Origin of the sequence: Streptomyces sp. Ncost-T10-10d (genome assembly GCF_900091955.1) — a bacterium.
In the GTDB taxonomy this organism is placed as follows: Bacteria; Actinomycetota; Actinomycetes; order Streptomycetales; family Streptomycetaceae; genus Streptomyces.
Genome location: NZ_FMDF01000227.1, coordinates 181,943 through 203,374, shown reverse-complemented (window position 1 = coordinate 203,374; position 21,432 = coordinate 181,943). Strand labels below are relative to the sequence as shown.

General features: G+C 70.1%; 19 protein-coding genes, 1 tRNA gene and 1 pseudogene. 8 read left to right on the top strand and 13 right to left on the bottom strand.

The genetic code is table 11. The features are described from left to right. Positions 1-36: 36 nt before the first annotated feature. Positions 37-1,671 carry a beta-N-acetylhexosaminidase gene (locus GA0115254_RS41385; protein ID WP_093900393.1) on the bottom strand — a complete coding sequence of 545 codons (1,635 nt, stop codon included), beginning with the start codon at positions 1,669-1,671 and terminating at the stop codon, positions 37-39. Between the two features lie 134 nt (positions 1,672-1,805). On the opposite strand from GA0115254_RS41385, the gene GA0115254_RS41380 reads away from it, so the two are divergent. The 3 genes from GA0115254_RS41380 to glmS all read left to right on the top strand — a co-directional run bounded on the left by GA0115254_RS41380 (position 1,806) and on the right by glmS (position 4,996). Then, the gene (locus GA0115254_RS41380; RefSeq protein WP_093900392.1) at positions 1,806-2,726 is read left to right on the top strand and encodes a DUF4429 domain-containing protein; all 921 of its coding nucleotides are present in this window, start codon (positions 1,806-1,808) and stop codon (positions 2,724-2,726) included. A gap of 121 nt (positions 2,727-2,847) precedes the next feature. Further along, on the top strand, positions 2,848-3,123 hold the full coding sequence (locus GA0115254_RS41375; RefSeq protein WP_093900391.1) for a hypothetical protein: 276 nt from the start codon (positions 2,848-2,850) through the stop codon (positions 3,121-3,123). A gap of 43 nt (positions 3,124-3,166) precedes the next feature. Next, positions 3,167-4,996 carry a glutamine--fructose-6-phosphate transaminase (isomerizing) gene (gene glmS, locus GA0115254_RS41370; RefSeq protein WP_093900390.1) on the top strand — a complete coding sequence of 610 codons (1,830 nt, stop codon included), beginning with the start codon at positions 3,167-3,169 and terminating at the stop codon, positions 4,994-4,996. Between the two features lie 122 nt (positions 4,997-5,118). On the opposite strand, the gene GA0115254_RS41365 is transcribed toward glmS, so the two are convergent. Then, a complete protein-coding gene (locus GA0115254_RS41365) occupies positions 5,119-5,691 on the bottom strand; it encodes an acetate uptake transporter (protein ID WP_093900389.1) in 573 nt (190 codons plus the stop codon). Positions 5,692-5,877: 186 nt separating this feature from the next. Continuing rightward, positions 5,878-6,399: a universal stress protein gene (locus tag GA0115254_RS41360; protein ID WP_093900388.1), complete on the bottom strand. Its 522-nt coding sequence runs from the start codon at positions 6,397-6,399 to the stop codon at positions 5,878-5,880. A 940-nt stretch (positions 6,400-7,339) separates the two neighbouring features. Between GA0115254_RS41360 and GA0115254_RS41355 the strand changes: the two genes are divergently transcribed. The 3 genes from GA0115254_RS41355 to GA0115254_RS41345 all read left to right on the top strand — a co-directional run bounded on the left by GA0115254_RS41355 (position 7,340) and on the right by GA0115254_RS41345 (position 9,386). Beyond that, positions 7,340-8,575, top strand: coding sequence for a helix-turn-helix domain-containing protein (locus GA0115254_RS41355; RefSeq protein WP_093900387.1), 1,236 nt, complete (start codon positions 7,340-7,342; stop codon positions 8,573-8,575). A gap of 9 nt (positions 8,576-8,584) precedes the next feature. Beyond that, entirely contained in the window at positions 8,585-9,187 is a 603-nt protein-coding gene (orn, locus tag GA0115254_RS41350) for an oligoribonuclease (protein WP_093900386.1), read from the top strand. Positions 9,188-9,313: 126 nt separating this feature from the next. Further along, positions 9,314-9,386, top strand: a tRNA-His gene (locus GA0115254_RS41345). Positions 9,387-9,465: 79 nt separating this feature from the next. On the opposite strand, the gene GA0115254_RS41340 is transcribed toward GA0115254_RS41345, so the two are convergent. The 4 genes from GA0115254_RS41340 to GA0115254_RS41325 form a co-directional block, all read right to left on the bottom strand. Then, on the bottom strand, positions 9,466-10,497 hold the full coding sequence (locus GA0115254_RS41340; RefSeq protein ID WP_093900385.1) for a LacI family DNA-binding transcriptional regulator: 1,032 nt from the start codon (positions 10,495-10,497) through the stop codon (positions 9,466-9,468). A 255-nt stretch (positions 10,498-10,752) separates the two neighbouring features. Next, entirely contained in the window at positions 10,753-12,216 is a 1,464-nt protein-coding gene (locus GA0115254_RS41335; RefSeq protein ID WP_093900384.1) for a GH1 family beta-glucosidase, read from the bottom strand. Between the two features lie 124 nt (positions 12,217-12,340). Next, positions 12,341-13,258, bottom strand: a complete 918-nt coding sequence (locus GA0115254_RS41330) for a carbohydrate ABC transporter permease (RefSeq protein ID WP_093900383.1) — start codon at positions 13,256-13,258, stop codon at positions 12,341-12,343. 15 nt (positions 13,259-13,273) lie between these two features. Next, positions 13,274-13,942 carry a carbohydrate ABC transporter permease gene (locus GA0115254_RS41325; RefSeq protein ID WP_370741027.1) on the bottom strand — a complete coding sequence of 223 codons (669 nt, stop codon included), beginning with the start codon at positions 13,940-13,942 and terminating at the stop codon, positions 13,274-13,276. Here GA0115254_RS41325 and GA0115254_RS48080 point away from each other — a divergent pair. Further along, positions 13,941-14,084 carry a CRISPR-associated DxTHG motif protein gene (locus GA0115254_RS48080; protein ID WP_370741026.1) on the top strand — a complete coding sequence of 48 codons (144 nt, stop codon included), beginning with the start codon at positions 13,941-13,943 and terminating at the stop codon, positions 14,082-14,084. The genes GA0115254_RS41325 and GA0115254_RS48080 overlap by 2 nt on opposite strands. 307 nt (positions 14,085-14,391) lie before the next feature. Here the strand turns inward: GA0115254_RS48080 and GA0115254_RS41320 are convergent, their stop codons facing one another. The 5 genes and pseudogenes from GA0115254_RS41320 to GA0115254_RS41300 all read right to left on the bottom strand — a co-directional run bounded on the left by GA0115254_RS41320 (position 14,392) and on the right by GA0115254_RS41300 (position 19,085). Next, positions 14,392-15,720, bottom strand: a complete 1,329-nt coding sequence (locus GA0115254_RS41320) for an ABC transporter substrate-binding protein (RefSeq protein ID WP_093900381.1) — start codon at positions 15,718-15,720, stop codon at positions 14,392-14,394. A gap of 567 nt (positions 15,721-16,287) precedes the next feature. Then, positions 16,288-16,629, bottom strand: a pseudogene (locus GA0115254_RS41315) (FCD domain-containing protein); the annotation flags it as partial. A 13-nt stretch (positions 16,630-16,642) separates the two neighbouring features. Beyond that, positions 16,643-17,386: a hypothetical protein gene (locus GA0115254_RS41310; RefSeq protein ID WP_093900379.1), complete on the bottom strand. Its 744-nt coding sequence runs from the start codon at positions 17,384-17,386 to the stop codon at positions 16,643-16,645. A gap of 197 nt (positions 17,387-17,583) precedes the next feature. Beyond that, positions 17,584-18,525 carry a spermidine synthase gene (locus GA0115254_RS41305; protein WP_176740511.1) on the bottom strand — a complete coding sequence of 314 codons (942 nt, stop codon included), beginning with the start codon at positions 18,523-18,525 and terminating at the stop codon, positions 17,584-17,586. 110 nt (positions 18,526-18,635) lie between these two features. Beyond that, positions 18,636-19,085 carry a hypothetical protein gene (locus GA0115254_RS41300; RefSeq protein ID WP_176740507.1) on the bottom strand — a complete coding sequence of 150 codons (450 nt, stop codon included), beginning with the start codon at positions 19,083-19,085 and terminating at the stop codon, positions 18,636-18,638. A gap of 240 nt (positions 19,086-19,325) precedes the next feature. On the opposite strand from GA0115254_RS41300, the gene GA0115254_RS41295 reads away from it, so the two are divergent. Further along, positions 19,326-20,672, top strand: a complete 1,347-nt coding sequence (locus tag GA0115254_RS41295; RefSeq protein WP_093900378.1) for a transcriptional regulator — start codon at positions 19,326-19,328, stop codon at positions 20,670-20,672. A 140-nt stretch (positions 20,673-20,812) separates the two neighbouring features. On the opposite strand, the gene GA0115254_RS41290 is transcribed toward GA0115254_RS41295, so the two are convergent. Next, positions 20,813-21,409, bottom strand: coding sequence for a histidine phosphatase family protein (locus GA0115254_RS41290; protein ID WP_093900377.1), 597 nt, complete (start codon positions 21,407-21,409; stop codon positions 20,813-20,815). Between the last annotated feature and the right edge of the window lie 23 nt (positions 21,410-21,432).

Below are 21,432 nucleotides of genomic sequence, written 5' to 3'. Positions count from 1 at the left end.
CGAGTGGCCAATGGTCGCCGGACGGCCCCGGTCACCTCACCGGTCGGCCCAGGGGACCTGCGGCGCCCGGTAGTAGTCGACGCCGAGCGCCGAGAGCCTCGGCCCCTGCGCACCCAGCCGCACCTTGTACGCGTCCCAGTCGTGCGTGGACGCGGGCGACCATCCCAGCTCCGCCACCCCGGGCAGCCTGGGGAACGCCATCTGTTCGATCTCGTCGCTGTCGGTCAGGGTCTCCGACCAGAGCGGCGCCTCGACGCCGAGGATCGAACCCTCCGGGGCACCGTCCAGATACGTCGCCGGGTTCCAGTCGTAACTGCGCTGGACGGAGACGTAACCGGCCCAGGCCAGGCCCAGCTTGGTGTCCTTGTCGTACTTCATGTCGAGGTAGCTCCGGTCGGCCGGGGACAGCACCAGCTTCGTGCCGTTCACAGCGGCATCCGCCACCTGCTTGCGCTCGGCCGCGCCCGTCCGGTCGTAACCCCAGTACTGGGCGACCGCGCCCTTCACCGGCGTACCCCCGGTCAGCTGGTGCCAGCCGATCACGGTCTTGCCGTACTTGCCGACGATGGCCTGCGCCTTGTCCATGAAGGCCACATAGTCCTCGTGGCTGGTGGAGTGCGCCTCGTCGCCCCCGATGTGGAGGTACTTGCCGGGGGTGAGCGCGGCCAGCTCACGGACCACGTCGTCCACGAAGTCGTACGTGAGCGCCTTCGGGACGCAGAGCGAGCTGAAGCCGACATTGGTGCCGGTGTAGAGCGGCGGCGCGACGCCGTTGCAGTTCAGCTCCGCGTACGAGGCGAGGGCCGCGTTGGTGTGACCGGGCAGGTCGATCTCCGGCACGACCTCCAGATAGCGGGAGGAGGCGTACCGCACGATCTCCTTGTAGTCGCTCTTCGTGTAGTAGCCACCGACTCCCCCGCCCACCTCCGTCTGCCCGCCGTACGTGGCGAGCCGCGGCCAGGAGTCGATGGCGATCCGCCAGCCCTGGTCGTCGGAGAGATGCAGATGAAGCTTGTTCATCTTGTAGAGGGCGAGCTGGTCGATGTAGCGCTTGACCTCGGCGACGGAGAAGAAGTGCCGGGAGACGTCCAGCATCGCGCTCCGGTACGCATAGCGCGGCGCGTCCTTGACCGTGCCGCCCGCGACCTTCCACGGGCCCTTCTGGCGGCTGTTCTTCTCCACGTCGGCCGGGAGCAGCTGGCGCAGCGTCTGGACGCCGTGGAAGAGCCCTGCCGGGCCGCGCGCGGTGATGGTGACCGAGCCGTGGTTCGACTTCAGCGTGTAGCCCTCGGCACCCGACGCGCTGTCGTGGGAGTCGAGCCGCAGCCGGATACCGTCGCCGCCACGGCCGGTGACCGGCAGGGCGTAACCGGTGGACGGGCGCAGCACGCCCGCCAGATAGTCACCGATCCTCCGGGCCTCGCGGGAGCCGTCCTCGACGCGGATCCTGGTGTCCGCGGTGATGGTGTACGCAGAACCGCCGGGCTTCGCCTCGGCAGGGGCGGGCACTGTCTGCCCGAGCGGACGGGGTGAGGCGGCAGTGGCCGGGCCGCTGCCGGCCGCCTGTCCTCCCGGCGCAGCGCCGACGCTGGAGATGCCGGCCGCTGTGACGAGCAGCAACGAGCCGAGAAGGCGGGGAAGGGCGGTGCGCTGTGTCCTGTGCAGTCTCACAAGCCGGGTCCCTTTCGACGGGTTCACACCTGTGGATCTCCTGAGCAACGAACCATCACCATGCGTATCGCCTGTCCCACGCACGGTCAAGGTGTAGACCACTTCCCCGTTATCGAGCTGCGAGAATCTGCCCCATGGCGGAAATAATCCAGCGCGACGGAACGTGGACCTTCGACGGCGAGACGGTGCGGATCGTGCCCGGCCGGGGGAAGGGTGTTCATCCGCTCCGGCAGGAGCTGGGTGAGTGCGTGGTCCCGCTCCGGGCACTGGCGGGCATCGCCTTCGAACCGGACCGCAAGGGCGGCCGGCTCCGGCTGAGGCTGCGCGACGGCGCCTGTCCGGTCCTGCGCGCTGCGGACGGCAGGCTCAAGGACGCCGCGGATCCGTACCAGCTGACGGTGGAGAGGGACCGGAGCGGAGTAGCGGAGTACTTCGTCGGCGAGGTGCGCAGCGCCCTGCTGATCGAGCAGGTGCCCGCCGGGCCGGTGGACGGCTTTCTGCTGCCGGGGCCCGCCGTGCCGGTCGCCGGGGGCGGTGGGGACGGCACGGCCTCGTTCGACGGAGAGGTCATCCGCCTCACCTGGAACTGGAAGGCCAAGGAGGTCAAGAGCTCGGGTGGCCCGGTCGCCTTCCCGGTGTCGGAGGTGACCGGGGTGCACTGGTTGCCCGCCATCGGTCTGGAGAACGGACATCTGCGCTTCGTACGGGGCGGGGACATGGGCACGGGTCCGGCGCCTGCGGCCGAGTTCGATCCGTACTCGCTGGATCTGTGGGGGCTGTCCAAGAAGGAGTACACGGCGGTACTGGTCGCGGCGGCGGTACTGGTCCGGCTGCCGGGTGCGGCGGGGGCGCAGACAGCGACCGCCGCCGAAAGTGCTCGGCCCGCGCAGATCCCGGCCCCGGCCGCACCGGCGGCACCCGTCGCCGCGCCGCCGGCCGACGATCACGATGTGCTGCTGCGCCGGCTGCGCGAGCTCGGCGAACTGCATCGGGCCGGGATTCTCACCGACGACGAGTTCACCGCCGCCAAGCAGGCCGTCCTGAAGCGTCTCTGAGCGCGCACCCATGCCCTTTCCGACCGCCTCAAGGTCTGCCCGAGAGCGCAATCACCTCCACCCCTGCCCGATATCGGGCAGAATTGTTGCGTAAGCGCCCCGTCCACCGCAATATCAACGAGTGCTCGAACGCCGCTCGTCGCATGACGACCTCATTGATCACCTGGTGCGCAGCACCGCGCTCCAGCGCGGTGAAGCCGCCCGGGTGGTTCTCGATGTGCTGGCGTACTTCGACGAGACGACCGACGACTTCGTCCGCCGCCGCCATCGCGAACTGCAGTCCGGCGGCCTGGTGAACGCGGAGATCTTCGAGCGGATCGCGGCCGAGCTGCCGCACCGGGCGGTCGCGCCGCCGGAGCTCTCGCTCCGCCAGCTGCGCCGCATCGTCTACGGCTGAGCAACGGGCACCACAGGTACGTCGATGGAGGGGCAGAGACTTTATGTGCGGAATCGTCGGATATATCGGGAAGCGTGATGTGGCTCCGCTGCTGCTGGAAGGCTTGCAGCGGCTGGAGTACCGGGGTTACGACTCCGCAGGCATCGTCATCACCGGCAAGGCGTCGGCCGGGAAGCCCGCCGCCCTGAAGATGGTCAAGGCGAAGGGCCGGGTCCGCGAGCTCGAGGCCCGCGTTCCCAAGCGTTTCACCGGCACCACCGGTATCGCCCACACCCGCTGGGCCACCCACGGCGCCCCGAGCGACGAGAACGCGCACCCCCACCTGGACGCCGACAACAAGGTCGCCGTCGTCCACAACGGCATCATCGACAACGCCTCCGAGCTCCGTGCGAAGCTCGTCGCCGACGGTGTCGTCTTCCTCTCCGAGACCGACACCGAGGTGCTGGTCCACCTGATCGCCCGGGCCCAGGCGGAGACCCTGGAGGAGAAGGTCCGCGAGGCGCTGCGGTCGGTCGAGGGCACGTACGGCATCGCCGTCATGCACGCCGAATTCAACGACCGCATCGTGGTCGCCCGCAACGGCTCCCCGGTCGTGCTCGGCATCGGCGAGAAGGAGATGTTCGTCGCCTCCGACGTCGCCGCGCTGGTCGCCCACACCCGCCAGGTCGTCACCCTCGACGACGGCGAGATGGCCACCCTCAAGGCCGACGACTTCCGTACGTACACGACGGAGGGCTCGTCCACGACGGCCACGCCGACCACCGTGGAGTGGGAGGCCGAGTCGTACGACATGGGTGGCCACGACACGTACATGCACAAGGAGATCTCCGAGCAGGCGGACGCCGTCGACCGGGTGCTCCGCGGCCGGATCGACGACCGTTTCTCCACCGTGCACCTCGGCGGCCTCAACCTGGACGCCCGCGAGGCGCGCGGGGTCCGCCGGATCAAGATCCTGGGCTGCGGCACCTCGTACCACGCGGGCCAGATCGGCGCGCAGCTGATCGAGGAGCTGGCCCGTATCCCCGCGGACGCCGAGCCCGCCTCCGAGTTCCGCTACCGCAACCCGGTCGTCGACCCCGACACCCTGTACGTCGCGGTCTCCCAGTCCGGCGAGACGTACGACGTGCTGGCCGCCGTCCAGGAGCTCAAGCGCAAGGGCGCCCGGGTGCTCGGTGTGGTCAACGTGGTGGGTTCGGCAATCGCCCGGGAGGCCGACGGCGGTACGTACGTCCACGCCGGCCCCGAGGTCTGTGTCGTCTCCACCAAGTGCTTCACGAACACGGTCGTCGCGTTCGCGCTGCTCGCCCTGCACCTGGGCCGGATCCGGGATCTGTCGGTCGCCGACGGCAAGCGGATCATCGAGGGGCTGCGCAGGCTGCCCGCCCAGATCAGCGAGATCCTGGCGAACGAGGACGAGATCAAGGAGCTGGCGGCCCAGTACGCGGACGCCAAGTCGATGATGTTCATCGGCCGGGTGCGCGGCTACCCCGTCGCCCGTGAGGCCTCGCTGAAGCTCAAGGAGGTCTCGTACATCCACGCGGAGGCGTACCCCGCCTCCGAGCTGAAGCACGGGCCGCTGGCGCTGATCGAGCCCTCGATGCCGACGGTCGCGATCGTGCCGGACGACGATCTTCTGGAGAAGAACCGTGCCGCGATGGAGGAGATCAAGGCCCGCAGCGGCCGCATCCTCGCCGTCGCGCACCAGGTGCAGGAGAAGGCCGACCACACCATCGTCGTACCGAAGAACGAGAACGAGCTGGACCCGATCCTGATGGGCATCCCGCTCCAGCTCTTCGCGTACCACACGGCACTGGCCATGGGCCGTGACATCGACAAGCCGCGCAACCTGGCGAAGTCCGTCACCGTCGAGTAGGCATCCCCGCACGGGCTGTGCCCGGAGCAGAGCGGCCCCGTACCCACCGCCACCGCGGGTACGGGGCCGCTCCCGTCGGGGTCGGTGCCTCTTCCCCTTGCCGCACCGGCCCGGTCGCTGCCTCAGCCGGTGGCCGTCACCCCTCGGCCGGCAGCACGCCCCGGCAGCGCCGTGGGCCAGTTGGCCAGCGCCGCCGTCGCCCCGTACCAGGCGGCGAGACCGGAGACCGCGGCGAGCCAGCCGCCCGCCTTGGCCAGGCTCCCGCTGTCCGCGAACTGCCCGACGCCCAGGAGCAGAAGCGCCAGGAACAGCAGTGCGTACGTCCCCTGGGCGAGCAGGCCGCCACCGGCCGCGCCGAGGGTCAGGCTGAGCGCGAACAGGGCCCAGAGCAGCAGGAACAGCCCTGCCGCATGGCTGGAGACATGCGCGCCGGCGCCGGTGCCCCAGGTGAACCAGAAGGCGCCGAGTCCGGCGAAGGCCGTGCCGGTGAAGCCGCTTCCCACGCGGAACGCCAGGAGTCCGGCGACGAACAGGGCGACACCGCCGACATACAGCGCGAGTGAGACGGCGTCGGCCGCCGTCACACCGTCCACGACCCCGGTGTGACCGATACCGAACGCCAACAGGGTGAGTCCCAGGGCGAGATGGCCGAGGGTAGAGGTGCTGGTGCTTCCCGCAGAGACGTCATTGTCCACGGCGGGCTCCCTTCACATGCAGTGGTCCTGCTTCCCAGTGACCCTTATGTACCCTTCACAAGCGCACAATCCACCTCTACGCATCGGTAGATTGCCGGTTTCCACAGGCGAGTTGACGCCACGTCGACCGACGGGTCCGGAACCGGTGACAGGGGTGACGGCAGGGGCGCCCGGGACGGGGAACGCTCAGGGAATGACGACGACCGGGCGCTGTGCGCGCCGCGCGAGGCGCCCCGCCACCGAGCCGAAGATGCGACCGACGATGCCGTGCGTGGAGCCGACGACGATGGCGTCGGCCGAGTACTCCCGGCCGACCTCCTCCAGCTCGTGACAGATGTCCCCGCCGCGCTCGACGAGCACCCAGGGAACCTCGGAGAGGTAGTCCGCGCAGGCGAGCTCCAGGCCGAGCACCTCGGTGCGGTGGTCGGGCACGTCGACGAAGACGGGCGGCTCGCAGCCTGCCCAGACGGTGGTCGGCAGCCGATTGGCGACATGGACGATGATCAGGCCGGAACCTGATCTTCGGGCCATACCGATGGCGTATGCGAGGGCACGCTCGCTGGACGTCGAGCCGTCGAAGCCGACCACGACCCCATGCCGGAAGGCGGGGTCGCAGGAATGACGTGTTTCTTCGACCGCCTGCGGGTCCGACATGTGGTCGGCTACCTGCTTGCGGTCGGCGGGTTCGGGGATTTCGTGACCGGCCATCGGTGTCTCGGCGAAGAGAGTCCTCGTGAGGAGAGCGACGTGGGGAAGGTGCGTCAGCGGGCGGTGTTGCGGTGTCCGGGAATCATCTTCCCAACCCCTTACCCCCAAGGGTACGGCGCCACTCCTCCACTGCCCAGACCCGCGCAAAGCGCGCGCGACGTTTCACGGAGCATGCCCGAGGCGGACCCGTATGGCAATGCCGGTTGCGCTGTACATCGACGTCGGCGGGCCGGAACGACTCCCCTCGGTGACCGGGCGGGGCCGCATCCGTCACCCGCTCCGCGGCGCACCGGGACCGCCGCACCCCCCGCGTGGATCACCACTCCGCCATCGACCGCCGGGCCGGCGGTCCGCCCCCGGAAGTCACGCCGCACCCGACCCGTCCCACTCGCCCCGCCCGGAGCCCTCACCCCGATCGGCGGACCGATATCGGCCCGCCGGTCGAGATCCCACCGCCCGGCCGCGCGTCGCGTCGCTCCGTACGATCGGCCGCCCGACCTGCCGAGGGGGCGCAAGGAAGCGGCCGCCCATCGGGGTTGTGCGCCGGTCGACTGACTGAATCACGTACGCACAACCGTCTATTTTCAGCCAACTTCACACCCCTGTCGCTTCCTTGCCGAATTGGCCGATCAACCCCCTTGCCACCAGGCAGGAAGAGACCGCGCGGTACGCTTCCACCCGACGGGGACGGGCCATGAACGGGAGGCGCACTTCCCTGCACGGCCGCTGGATGAAACCCTTCGTGATCGAATGCTTCCCGCCAAGTTGCCTTGTCGACATAACGCCGGTTGGTGAACTTGTCACGCCGGCACCACGGGACGCAGTAGATTCGATCTTGAGTATCGAAGACGGGGACTCGTGCAGGACCGAGGGGAAAAGTGCAGGAGCGACAGGCCCGCAAGGACCAGGAAGACGCGAACACCGAGGGGGGCTTAGCGTCATGAGCCAGGACTCCGCCGCCGCAACGGAGGCTGTACGGAAGCTCAGTGGACGACGACGACGGGAAGTCGTCGCCGTACTGCTGTTCAGCGGCGGCCCCATCTTCGAGAGCTCGATCCCGCTCTCCGTGTTCGGAATCGACCGCCAGGACGCGGGAGTTCCGCGCTACCGACTCCTCGTCTGCGGCGGGGAAGAGGGGCCGCTGCGGACCACCGGGGGACTCGAACTGACCGCGCCCTACGGGCTGGAGGCGATCAGCAGGGCAGGCACCGTCGTGGTGCCCGCCTGGCGTTCGATCACCTCGCCGCCGCCCGCGGAGGCGCTGGACGCGCTGCGCCGCGCCCATGAGGAAGGGGCCCGCATCGTCGGGCTGTGCACCGGCGCGTTCGTGCTCGCCGCCGCCGGCCTGCTGGACGGCCGCCCGGCGACCACGCACTGGATGTACGCACCGACGCTGGCCAAGCGCTATCCGTCGGTGCATGTCGATCCGCGTGAGCTCTTCGTCGACGACGGCGATGTGCTCACCTCCGCCGGGACAGCGGCCGGGATCGATCTCTGTCTGCACATCGTCCGCACGGACCACGGCACGGAAGCCGCCGGGGCACTGGCCCGTCGGCTCGTCGTGCCGCCGCGGCGCAGTGGCGGTCAGGAGCGCTACCTCGACAGGTCTTTACCTGAGGAAATCGGCTCCGACCCGCTCGCCGAGGTCGTGGCCTGGGCGCTGGAGCATCTCCACGAGCAGTTCGACGTGGAGACACTGGCCGCACGCGCCTACATGAGCAGGCGGACCTTTGACCGGAGGTTCCGCTCGCTCACCGGCAGCGCACCGCTCCAGTGGCTGATCACCCAGCGGGTGCTGCAGGCGCAGCGGCTGCTGGAGACGTCCGAGTACTCGGTCGACGAGGTCGCGGGCCGCTGCGGCTTCCGCTCGCCGGTCGCGCTGCGCGGACACTTCCGGCGCCAGCTGGGCTCCTCCCCCGCCGCGTACCGGGCCGCATACCGGGCCCGCCGTCCGCAGGGCGGTAACGCGGAGGCCCTCGCCCCGGCGATCGATCCGACCGTGCCCGCGCAGGGCACCTCGGCGGGCCGGCGTGCCACGGCTGCGGCCACCCCACCGGGTCCGCATGCCGTCACGTCGGCGACGGTCGGCGCGGGGCAGCCGGAGCACGGGAAACCGGGCCCCGACGCGTACTCCGCCGGGCGCCCGACCCTGCCGGGTCAACGGAGTGCCCCGTAGGGTGGAGCCATGAACGATCGCATGGTGTGGATCGACTGCGAGATGACCGGGCTCTCGTTGACGGAAGACGCACTCATCGAGGTGGCCGCACTGGTCACCGACTCGGAGCTGAACGTGCTCGGCGAAGGGGTGGACATCGTGATCCGCCCGCCGGACAGGGCCCTGGAGACGATGCCCGAGGTGGTGCGCGAGATGCACACCACCTCGGGTCTCCTCGACGAGCTGGCCCAGGGCACCACCCTGGCCGACGCCGAGGCCCAGGTGCTCGCCTATGTCCGCGAGCATGTGAAGGAGCCCGGCAAGGCCCCGCTCTGCGGGAACTCGGTCTCCACCGACCGCGGCTTCCTGGCGCGGGACATGTCGACTCTGGAGGGTTACCTCCACTACCGGATCGTCGATGTGTCCTCGGTCAAGGAGCTGGCGCGCCGCTGGTACCCGAGGGCGTACTTCAACAGCCCGGACAAGAACGGCAACCACCGGGCGCTCGCGGACATCCGTGACTCCATCACGGAGCTGCGTTACTACCGCGAGGCGATCTTCGTGCCGCAGCCCGGGCCGGACTCGGAGCGCGCCAAGGCGATCGCGGCACGTGTCGCGCCGCCCACGCCGTAGGACGTTGTGAAGCCGCTGGTCATGGGCCTTTCGGGGGCCGGGATCAGCGGCTGAACAACTGGGGCGCGAGCACCCTCTCGGACCCTGTACACTTTTTCTCGGCCGGTCAGAAAAAGACCGGGCATGGTGGGTATAGCTCAGATGGTAGAGCACCTGGTTGTGGTCCAGGATGTCGCGGGTTCGAGTCCCGTTACTCACCCTGAAGGGAAGGGCCCCGGTCAATGACCGGGGCCCTTCTCGTGTCTGAATCACCCTCACCGACGACTGTGTGACGGTCGTCACGAGGAGTCGCGGACGATCAGTTCCGTGGGGAGCACGATCTGCGGACGCTCCTGGTTCTCACCCGCGATCTCCTGGAGCAGTACGCGGGCCATCGTGCGGCCCATCTCCTCGATCGGCTGGCGCACGCTGGTGAGCGCCGGGTCCATGTGACGGGCCACGGCCGAGTCGTCGAAGCCGATCAGAGCCACATCGTCCGGGATGCGCCGGCCGGCCTCGCGCAGCACCTGGCGGGCCCCTGCGGCCATGACGTCGGAGGCGGCGAAGACCGCGTCGACGTCGGGGCGGCGGGCGAGCAGGTCGCGCATGGCCTGTGCGCCGCCCTCCTCGGTGAAGTCGGCGGGGGCGATCAGCTGCTCGTCCGGTCCGGGACCGGCCGCGGAGACCGCCTTGCGGTAGCCGTCGAGGCGGCGCCGGGCACCGTAGACATCGAGGGGCCCAGTGATCGTGGCGATGGAGCGGCGGCCCCGGGAGATCAGATGGTCGACGGCTGCACGGGCGCCTTCGAAGTTGTCGGAGTCGACCGCGGCGAGCGGTTCCGAGGCGGATCTGCGGCCGCTCATCACGGCCGGCATGCCGAGCTGCTCCAGCAGGTCCGGGAGCGGGTCGTCGGCGTGGACGGAGACCAGAAGCACTCCGTCGACGCGGTGCGCGGTCAGATACTGGGCCAGCCGTCGGCGCTCGCGGTCGCTGCCGACGAGGGTGAGCAGGAGCTGCATGTCGGTGTCTGCGAGCGCCGCGCCGACGCCCCGGACGATGTCGGAGAAGTACGGCTCGGCGAAGAAGCGGGTCTCCGGCTCCGGCACGACGAGGGCAATGGCGTCGGTACGGTTCCCGGCGAGCGCGCGGGCCGCTCGATTGGGCACGTACCCCAGTTCGGCGACGGCCGCCTCCACCGCCTCGCGGGTGTGCGCACTGACCCGCGGGGAGCCGTTGATCACCCGCGAGGCCGTGCCGCGCCCCACCCCCGCCCGTGCCGCGACCTCTTCGAGCGTGGGCCGCCCGCCGCTCCGTACTCGCGCTGCCGTCATGGCTGCCTCCCGTTCGCGGTCAATTTCTCACAGTCGGATAACCGAACCAAGTCCTGGCGCTGGATCCCTTGACACTCGTCCGGGCCCGGCGGCCTCTCCGCAGCATCAGAACTGGGAGCGCTCCCATCCTACGGGGGTACCGAGTCGGGCTCCCCGGCCCCCGAAAAGGGGCGGAAATGACGGAGACCCGGCACGGACGGCCGGGTCTCGGGAGGGGTGCGGGTCGGTCACGCCGCCCCCATGTGCGGGTCGGTCTCAGGCGAGGTCGGTGACCGGGGGCAGTGCGTGGCGGCGAATGACGTCGGCGTACCAGTGGGCGCTCGCCTTGGGGATGCGGCGCTGGGTGGCGTAGTCGACGTAGACGGCACCGAAGCGCTTGGAGTACCCGTACGCCCACTCGAAGTTGTCCATCAGGGACCAGAGGAAGTAGCCGCGTACGTCCGCGCCGTCCGCCACGGCCCGCTGTACGGCGTCGAGGTGGCCACGCAGGTACTCGATCCGCTCGGGGTCCTCCACCAGGCCCTCGGGCGAAACGTAGTCGTCGAAGGCCGCGCCGTTCTCGGTGACCATCAGCGGCAGGCCGGGGTGGTCCCGGGCGACGTCCATGAGCAGGTGGTACAGCCCGTCGGGGTCGATCGCCCAGTTCATCGCGGTGCGCTTCTTGCCTTCGGAGAGATGGAAGGCGACATGCTCGGAGCCGGGCCACGGGGAGTGGTCGCTGTTGCCGTGACCGTCGTTGCGCGAGTCGCCGGAGCCGTCGGCGGGCGTGGAGACCAGCGTCGGTGTGTAGTAGTTGACGCCCAGGACGTCGACCGGACGGGAGATGGCGGCCAGGTCGCCGTCGTGGACCAGCTTCGACCAGTCCACCAGGTGCGAGGTGTCGGCGATCAGGTCCTCGGGGTACGCGCCGTGCAGCATCGGGCCGGTGAAGACCCGGTTGCCCACCGCGTCGATCCGGCGGGCGGCGTCCGCGTCGGCTGCGCTGTCGGTCAGCGGGCGGACCTGGTGGAGGTTGAGGGTGACCGAGGTCTGCGCGGTAGCGGGGAGTTGGTTGCGCAGGACCTCGATCGCCCGGCCGTGGGCGAGGTTGAGATGGTGGGCAGCGCGCAGGGCGGAGGCCGGCTCGGTGCGGCCGGGGGCGTGCACGCCGGAGCCGTAACCGAGGAAGGCCGAGCACCACGGCTCGTTGAAGGTGGTCCAGGTGCCGACGCGGTCACCGAGGGCGCCGGCCACTATGGCGGCGTAGTCGGCGAAACGCTCGACGGTCACCCGCTGGGGCCAGCCGCCGGCGTCCTCCAGCTCCTGGGGCAGGTCCCAGTGGTAGAGCGTGGCGACGGGCGCGATGCCCGCTTCGAGGAGCTCGTCGACGAGCCTGCGGTAGAAGTCCAGTCCGCGTTCGACGGCGGGGCCGCGACCGGTGGGCTGCACCCGGGACCAGGAGACGGAGAAGCGGTAGGCCTTCAGCCCGAGTTGCTTCATCAGCGCCACGTCGTCGCGGTAGCGGTGGTAGTGGTCGGCGGCGATGTCTCCGGTGTCACCGTTGCGGACCTTGCCCGGAGTGCGGCTGAAGGTGTCCCAGATGGAAGGGGTGCGGCCGTCCTCGGCGGCGCCGCCCTCGACCTGGTAGGCGGCGGTGGCCGCCCCCCAGACGAAACCGGTCGGAAAGTCCGCTGCCTCGGACGCCTGCTTCGGGGCGATGTCGGGTCGTACAGCAGTCATGCGGGAGCGCTCCCAGGGGTGGACGAACAGGGGCGGATAAGGGGTGGAGCTCCGGGGGCCCGTACGGCCCGCGGTCAGGGAACAGGCCGTACGGGGAGTCCGGGGAGAAGCGGGTGACGCGGTGTCACCCCTTGACGGCGCCGGACATGATCCCTCCGACGATCTGCTTGCCGAAGATCACGAAGACCACGAGCAGCGGCAGTGTGCTGATCAGCGCACCGGCCATCACGATGCTCTGGTCGGGGGTGTAGGAGGCGCTCAGCTGACCGAGGGCCACCTGGAGCGTGGGGTTCTGCTGATTGAGGGCGAGGTAGGGCCAGAAGAAGTCGTTCCACGCCTGTACGAAGGTGAGCATCCCCAGCACCGTCATCGCCGGACGGGCCACCGGCAGCACCACGCTCCGCACGATGCGGAAGTTGTTCGCGCCGTCGACCTTGGCGGCCTCGATGAGTTCGTAGGGCAGCGCCTCGGTCAGGTACTGCCGCATGAAGAACACCCCGAACGCGCTCACCAGGGTCGGGAAGATCACCGACTCCAGCTTTCCGCCCCAGCCGATGTCGGACATCATCATGAACAGCGGCACGACGCTGAGCTGCGGCGGGATCGTGAGCGTGGCGACGACCGCGGTCATCAGTCCGCCACGGCCCCTGAAGCGCATCTTGGCGAAGGCGTAGCCGGCCAGGGTGCAGAAGAAGAGCGTCGCCGCCGTGATGCAGCTGGAGACGACGACGCTGTTGACGATCGCCTTGCCGAGATGCGCCTGGTTCCAGGCGGCGTCGAGGTTGTGCAGCAGCCGCCCGCCGGGCACGAACGGCGGTGTGGTGGCGAGCACTTCGTCCTGCGTGTGGGACGCGGCCACCAGGGTCCAGTAGAGCGGCAGAAGCGAGCCGATGCCGACGACAGCCAGGGCGATGTAGGCGAACGGGCCGCCTTGCAGCTGCTTGCCGGCGCCCGGCTTGAAGCGGCTCGGACGCCGCGCCTCCCGGTGGGCCGCGCTCGCCGGGCCGAGTTCCCGGGTTTTGATGGGGCTGGTCATGGTCATGGAAATCGCTCCCGGTCAGACCGCGGATGTGCGTACGAAGCGGCCGATGAGCCAGTTGACCGCAGCGATGATCAGCAGGAGGGCGAGCATCGCCCAGGCCACTGCGGCGGCCGGACCGAGATGCCCGAGGTTCCAGCCGTAGTTGTAGAGGTAGACGCTGAGCGTCTCGTACTGATTCTCGTTGCCGCCCGTGGCGCCGAGGGTGCCGCCCTCCAGCAGCAGGGGCTCGCCGAACAACTGCATGGAGCCGATGGTCGAGATGACGATCGTGAACAGGATCGTGGGCCGCAGCGAGGGGATGGTCACCTTGCGGAACTGCTGCCAGCGCGATGCGCCGTCGAGTGACGCGGCCTCGTACAGATCGCTCGGCACGGCCTGCATGGCGGCCAGATAGATCAGGGTGTTGTAGCCCGTCCAACGCCAGATCACGATGACGGAGATCGCGATCTTCGACGTCCAGTGGCCGTTGGCCCAGTTGGTGTGGCCGAGGCCGACGAACTCCAGCGCCCAGTTCAACAGGCCGCCGTCGGCCCGGAAGACCAGGGCGAAGACGAGGGCCGCGGAGGCCACGGAGGTGGCGTACGGGGTGAGGATGACCGTCCGCCAGAAGGTGCTGGCGCGCAGCTTGTAGTTCAGCAGGTGGGCCAGGCCGAGCGCGACCAGCAGTTGCGGGACGGTGGACATGACGCCGATGAGGAAGGTGTTGGTGACGGCGGTCCAGAACTCGCTGTCGTGCAGGATCTTGTCGAAGTTGTCCCAGCCGACCCACTCCATCCGGTTCATGCCGGTCATCTCGACCCGGTGCAGGGCGATCCAGCCGGTGTAGAGCAGCGGGTAGAGCCCGAAGGCGCCGAAGACGAGGAAGAACGGGGCTATGTAGGCGTACGGCGATGCCTTGTCGTCGAACCGCCACAGCCGGCTCCGCCATGTGTGCCGGCGAGGGGCCGCCGGTGTCTTCTGGGAACCGCCGGGTGGCGGGGCGTATGCGTCCCGGGTGGGAGTGGAGGTGGCCACGGGCGGGAGTCCTTCCCTGCGTTGCTGGGTTGCCCTGTACGAGGGGTGCCCGGGTAAGGGGCTGGGCGGGGCGCGTGCCGGTGCGGGCGGCTCCTGGGGGCCGCCCGCACCGGCGACGATCAGCCGATCGCCTTGTCGACCACGTTGGTCGCGGCCTTCCACGCGTCGTCCGGGCTGGTGCCGCGCTGCTCCATGTTGTTGATCTGGGTGGAGATGCTGTCCTTGATCACGCCGTCCTTCGGGCCGAGAACCGTCTCGGGGATGGACTTGGCCTCATCGGCGTAGATCTGGCCGATCGGCGCGTCGTTGAAGTAGGGGAGCTTCGCGTTCTTCACGTCCGGCAGGTCGTACGCAACCTTGTTGGACGGGAAGCTGCCGATCGCCTTGAAGACCGCGGCCTGCTGCTCGGGGGCGGTCAGCCACTTGACGAGCTCGGTGGCCTCGTCGACGTGCTTGCCCGACTTGGGCACGGAGAGGAACGAGCCGCCCCAGTTGGCGGCGGTCGCACCGGGAGCGGTGGTGATGTTCCACTTGCCCTTGTTGGCGTCACCGGAGTTGATCGAGATCTGACCGGCCATCCACGCGGGGCAGGCGACCGTGGCGATCGTGCCCTTGCGCAGGCCGGCCTTCCACGGGTCGGTGAACTGGGCGAGGCCCTGGGTCAGCTTCTTCGACGCCGCCTCGGCCGCCAGGTCCCAGCCCTGCTTGACACTGGGGCTGTCCTTGTAGATCGCCTTGCCGCTCTCGTCGTAGTACTGCTTCGCGTTCGAGCTCACCACGGCGTTGAACATCGCGCTGGCGGAGTCCATGAAGTACGTGCCCTCGGGCGCGTTCTTCTTGTACTCCTCACCGAGCTTGAGGTAGTCCTCCCAGCCGCCGGCGACCTTCTGGGCAACCTCCTCGCGGTCGGTCGGCAGACCGGCCTTCTTGAAGAGCTCGGTGTTGTAGCAGAGCGACATCGGACCGATGTCGGTGCCCGCGCCGATCACCGCGCCGTCGGCCGTGGTGGCCTGCTTCTCCTTCCAGGAAACCCAGTCGTCGACGTTGATCACCTTGCTGAGGTCGACGAAGGAGGACGCCTTGGTGTCGACGATCTCCTTGATCCGGCCCACCTCGATGCCCTGGACGTCGGCGAGACCGCTGCCCGAGTTCAGCTGCTGGAGCAGTTTGGGGTAGTAGACCTTCTCGTCGGAGGTGACGTCTTCCTTGACCGTGATGTTCGGGTGCAGCTCGTGGTACTTGGCGAAGAGACCGGCTTCCTTGTAGCCGAACTGCCCGAAGTCGGCGACGGTCAGCGTGATCTTCCCGTTCGCATCGGAGCCCGTGTTGTCCGATGTATCCGAATCGCTGCTGCAGCCGGTCAGCAACAGGGCCGAGGCTGTCAGGCCCGTGGTGACCAGAACCGCGACTCTGCGGCTCCGGCCGGCGACGGTGCGGGTGATACGCATTCCACTACTCCTTGTTCCAGGGTGGGACTGGCGTTCTGACTGCGTGGCATACGCGCTGGTGAGTGCGGGTGCCGACTGGTTCAGGGGGGAGGACACGGGCAGTGCCGTTCGAGCGGAAAATCCCCGCACGATGTGGGAGCGCTCCCATGCGTCGATGTCGGAAGGTTCCTGCCTTGAGGGGGTGAGTGTCAAGAGTTGAAGACGCTTCCGTTGCCCGAGTGTGTCCTTCAAGTCACGAGACCGTGTCCCGTCCAAGTCTTGCCATATCCCGCAAGCACCGATCGAGGACTCACGCCGTTCCGAAAAGACGCAGGCCAAGGGCTCATTGAGGAAGGCTCGCCGCGCCGGTCACGCCGAGCCGGCACGCCCGCGCCGCATTTCCGCCCGCCCCCGGGAGCGGTCTTGGACATCCCCGATTCACGCCCGACCGCCCGCCGGAAGGTGAACGGGGCATCGCGCCGCGGGGGCGGTCGGGGACTCATCCGCGTTCTTTCTCCGAACCCGACGTACCATCACGGGGCGGCGGGGACAACGGGAAGGACAGGCCGGGGTCCACCGGAACCACGCCGCCCGCAGCCGGGCCGGCGTGGACTCCAGTTCGGTCTGCGCGGCCCGGCCCGCCGACTCCGCGTCGTCGGCCACGACGGCCCGTACCAGCGCGTCATGGCCCGCGTCGCCGTGGTGCGGGTCCTCGCGGCGCAGCCCGAACAGCTCCACGAGGTCGATGAGACCCTGTCGCAACGCCGGGGCGAACTCGCCGAAGAGATCGGGGAGTACGGGGTTGTGGGCCGCGACCACCACGGCCCGGCGCAGGGCGATGACCACGTCGACGAACTCGGCGTCTCCCCCGGCCCCCGCCGCTCGCCGCACGGTGAGCGCCGCATCGAGGGCGGCCAGGTCCTCGGCCGTGTTCATCTCACGTCTACAACTCCCGGTCCCCTTGCCAGGTGACTGACGTCAGTGCGGCCAGGCCACCATGTGCCAGGCCTTTGTAGGTCACTGTCCGGGCGGGGCCGAGCTCGTGTGCGATCTGTTCCGCCAGGTCCAATCCCTCGCGGAACAGCCGCTGCCACTCTGCGTCGTACTTGCCGTCCTCCCGGTCCCGCAGGTGCAGGTTCAGCGTGGTGTCGATGCTTTCCGCCCACATGTACAGAGCGGCGACGAGGTCGTCGGACAGGACCAGGGCGGCGGCGGGGTCATCCGGGAAGAAGTCCCCGAATCCGTCGGAGCGCAGCGGACCGAACTTGTACTCGCCCTCGACCGTGATGTCGACCGGGTGCGGGGGCGTGCCGTGGCTGTCGCGCTCCCAGTGGAGGCGATCGCAACCCCAGCACACCCACTTCGCTGGCCCGTGGCGCTCGTCCCGGTAGCGCACCGCACACGACGGCCCGAGATGCCCGGCCAGTCGCTGGGCGGCCGCCAGGCCCTGCCTTGCGTGCTTGCGCAGGTCCGGGCGGGATACGAAACCCCCCGGCGGACGGGTCAGCGACCAGGAACGCAGCACGTCCGCCAGATCCGCCGGGAGGTCCAGCCGGGAATCGTCCAGCGGGACGTTACGGGTGAAGGCCCCGAGGTCCTCGTAGGCCCCGCGATCCTCCGGCTCGTACAGCGGGGACGGTTCGTCCCGGGCCTGCACGAGCATGCGCCGCGGTTCTTCGAGGGTCATACGGGGTTTGCTCCGATCAGGAATCCGTTGTCGCCACGCCAACAGCCACGCGCCGGGTCTTGCCGTTGAAGGCGACCTCGGAGATCGGCCTCCCCGCCCCCTGGGTGCCGACCCCCACGCCTTCGGTCAGGGCTCTCTCGGGTTCCGCATGGGTACGGGGTGCTCGCGGCATCCCGGCCCATGTCTTCAGCGCCCTCCTACCCGAAGACCGACGGCGGTGGCGCCGGTGAGGGCCTGGCGTCCGCGTCGCTCACCGCCGCCGCGCCGCCGGTGAAGTCGGCGAGTGCCCGCCCGTGTTCGACGCGTCCGGGGTGCGGGTCGGTCGCGACCCGGCGGGTCAGCTCCGCGACCTTCAGCGGCAGATCCGAGGCGAGCAGCACGGCGTTGCCGAAGCGACGGCCGCGCCAGACGGTCGGGTCGGCGGCGAGCGCCAGTTCGGAGAAGGCCGTGGCCGCGGTGGCGATCTGGCCGCGCAGATGGGTCAGCGGCGGGCCGTCCGCGAGGTTGGCCACGTAACTCCCGCCGGGCTTGAGGACCCGGCGCACCTCGGCGAGGAACTCGGTGCTGGTGAGGTGTGCGGGGGTACGGGCCCCGCTGAAGACATCGGCGATGACGAGATCCGCCCAGCCGTCCTGGATCTTCCCGAGCCCGGCGCGGGCATCGGTGGCCCGGACCCGGATCCTGGCCTGCGGGTCCAGCGGCAGCTCCCGGCGGACCAGTTGGACGAGCGCGGCGTCCACCTCGACGATCTGCTGGGTGGAGCGGGGCCGGGTCGCGGCGATGTAGCGGGCGAGCGTGAAGGCGCCGCCGCCCAGATGCACCACGTGCAGGGGCTGCCCGGGGGGTGCGACGAGGTCGGCGATGTGGCCGATCCTGCGCTGGTACTCGAAGGACAGATACGTGGGGTCGTCGAGGTCCACATGGGACTGCGGTGCTCCGTCGAGCGTCAGCGTCCAGGCGTGCGGGCGCTCCCGGTCGGGCACCAGCTCGGCGAGACCGCCGTCCACCGGTTCGGCGAGGGGTTCCGTCCTGCGCCCGGCGCCGCCGCGCCCGACCCCGCGTTCGGTCCTGCCGTCGGCCTTGCGGTCGGATCGCTTGCGGGCGCCCGCGCCTGCGCTCGACGCTCCTCGACGTGCCACTGCTGCTCGTGCCTGCTCACTGCTCATCGCTCCGGGCCGGTACGGAACCGGCCGTGCCGGGGAAACCCGGCCACCGGCCCATTATGGGCGCGCGGGCGGTGAGCCCACGGTCAGCGGCAGTTGTCGGCCGCCTCGATCAGCCGGGCCGCCTGGTCGAGAGCGGCCCGCAGCACGGCCGGGTCGGTGACCGGGGCGTCCTCCCCGGGTGGCAGCAGCCAGCCGCTGCCGGTGGCGGGCGGCTCGGCGGGGATGCGCAGCCCGCGGCCGTCGGTCCGCGTACAGGCGCTGCCCGGTACGTCCCAGGCCTCGGCGGTCCCCGGGGGAACCAGGAAGCCGAGGGTGTCGCAGGCACCGTCGTGCAGGACCGGGCCGACGGCTTCCTGGTCGGCGCCCCGACGCAGGATGTCCACGGCCTCCAGCCCCTGGCGTGCCGGGACGGTCACCAGGTCGCAGGGTGCGGCGCCGTGGTCCTCCGTGGGCGCGGTGGGCACCGTGGCACCCGTTGCGGCCGGGGTCGTCGCAGTCGTCCGCGAGCCGGTCTCCGTGCCGATGTGCAACAAGGGACCTCTCCTCTCATCGCCGGGCGGAGCCGGATTCCGTCTCCACGTGGACCAACGCGCCGACGGCGTCAAGGGCTACGGTGCCACGCCGCCGCAAAGGGTGGCAGTTCATGGCGGATCGCGGGCGAGATGCCCGCTTTGTAGGCAAACGCTGTGTGTGTGGTCTGTCACAACAGGTACGTTCTTGCTCCGCCGGGACACCGGAAGCAGGAGCCCGGCTGCACCAGAGAGGGCTCAGCCATGGTGTCGACAGGGGCAGTTCCCAACCTCGCCTTCCGGCGGCTGCGCGGACCGCGCTCCGCCGGGGAGTTCGCCGCCGCGGTACGCAGGTCCGCCCGCGAGATCGGCGAGCAGGTCGCGTGCGACGCCCGGTACATCGGACGCGTGGAATCCGGTGAGATCCGCTGCCCCAACTACGCGTACGAACGGGTCTTCCTGCACATGTTTCCCGGCGCCACCCTGGCGGACCTGGGCTTCTCGCCGCGCGAATCGGTGCGCGGCCGGGGGGCACGGACCACTGCCGAAACCCCACCGCCCCCCACGCTCCACAGCGACACCGACGAGGAGAGCGACGTGCTGCGTCGCGTATTCATGACGAGCGCCACCACCGCGATGGCGGCCGCACCCCTGGGCCTCGGCCTCGACGGCACGTCCGCCGCCCCGCCCGACCGGCACCGGGTCGGAGAGGCCGAGGTGAGCGCCGTCGAGAAGGCAGTACGGCAGATCCGGCTGCTCGACGACCGGCACGGCGGTGACGGCCTGTACCGCAGGGCGTCCCAGCCACTGCGGGCGGCGTACGCGCTGCTCGACTCCGGAGCCGCCACCAGGCGCTCCACGGCCGACCGGCTGCATGCCGGGGCGGGTGAACTGGCCATCTCGGTGGGCTGGCTGGCCCATGACTCGGGCCGGTTCGAGGACGCCCGCTCGCACTATGCGGAGGCGCTGGCCACGGCGCGGGTGGCGGGTGACGAGGCGCTGGAGGCACATGCGTTCTGCAATGCGTCGTTCCTGGCCAGGGACACCGGGCGGCCCCGCGAGTCCGTACGCGCCGCCGAGGCCGGGCAGCGGGCGGCGCAGCCGCTGGGCTCGCCGCGGCTGCTGGCGCTGCTCGCACTGCGGGAGGCGGGGGGCAGGGCGGGGCTCGGGGACCGTACGGGCTGCGAACGGGCGATCGGCCGGGCGCACACCGCGTTCGACCGCGGTCCGTCCGACGCCGATCCGGAGTGGATGACCTTCTTCCGGGAGGCGGAGCTGGAGATGCTGGAGGCGCAGTGCTGGTCGGCGCTGGGCGAATGGTCGAGGGCGGCCCGTCATGCGCTGCGGGCGACGCGGCTCCAGAACCCGCACTTCACCCGGAACCTGGCGCTGTACCGGGCCGAGCTGACCTGGGACCTGGCCCGGGCGGGCCGGGCCGCGGAGGCGGCGACGGCGGGCCACCGGGTGCTGGACCTGCTGGACCGCGTCCGGTCGTCCCGCATCCGGGCGATGCTGGCGGGGGCGGCGGGGGTACTGGCGCCGCAGCGGGGTGCGGTGGAGGTACGGGAGTTCCTCGAGCGGCACGGGGAGGTCTCCGAGACGGGGGCGTAGAGGCTCGCCGAACGGCCCGGATTCCCCGCGCCACGTGACCGGTTCCGTACCCGGTCGCGGGACGGGTCGGCTTCCACCGCGCACCGGCTGGATCACGCCCGTCCGGCGACCGAGGACCCCCGCTGCCGGGGGCGGCAGGACTACCGGTCCAGGTGGCCCGTGTCGTTCCAGCGCTCTATCGCAGGCGCGCCGTACGCCCACCCCAGCACCGACAGCGACGTCGGATCCAGCCGGATACGCGCCGCGAACGACACGTCCTCGCCGAGCCACCGCGCCCCCAGCGCCCGCAGGATGTGACCGTGGGCGAAGACCAGGACGTCGCGGTCGGCCGAGCGGGCCCAGTCGACGATCGCGTCGGCGCGGGCGGACAGCTCGGCCAGGGTCTCCCCCTCCGGCACCCCGTCACGCCAGATGAACCAGTCGGGACGGATCGCCTTGATCTGTGCCGGGGTCATCCCCTCGTACGCCCCGTAGTCCCACTCCAGCAGCGCGTCCCACGGCTCGGCCCGGTCCCCGAAACCCGCGATGTCGCAGGTCTCCTTGGCCCGCAGCAGCGGACTGGTGCGGACTTCCAGGCCCGGCAGGTCCGCCCACGGCTTGCGGTGCAGCCGCTCACCGAGAAGCTTGGCGCCCGCACGGCCTGTGTCGAGCAGTGGGATGTCCGTCCTGCCTGTGTGATTGCCCTTGACGGACCATTCCGTCTGGCCGTGCCGGGCGAGCAGGATACGCGGTGCCATGACGGCTCTCCCTGAGACTGAGA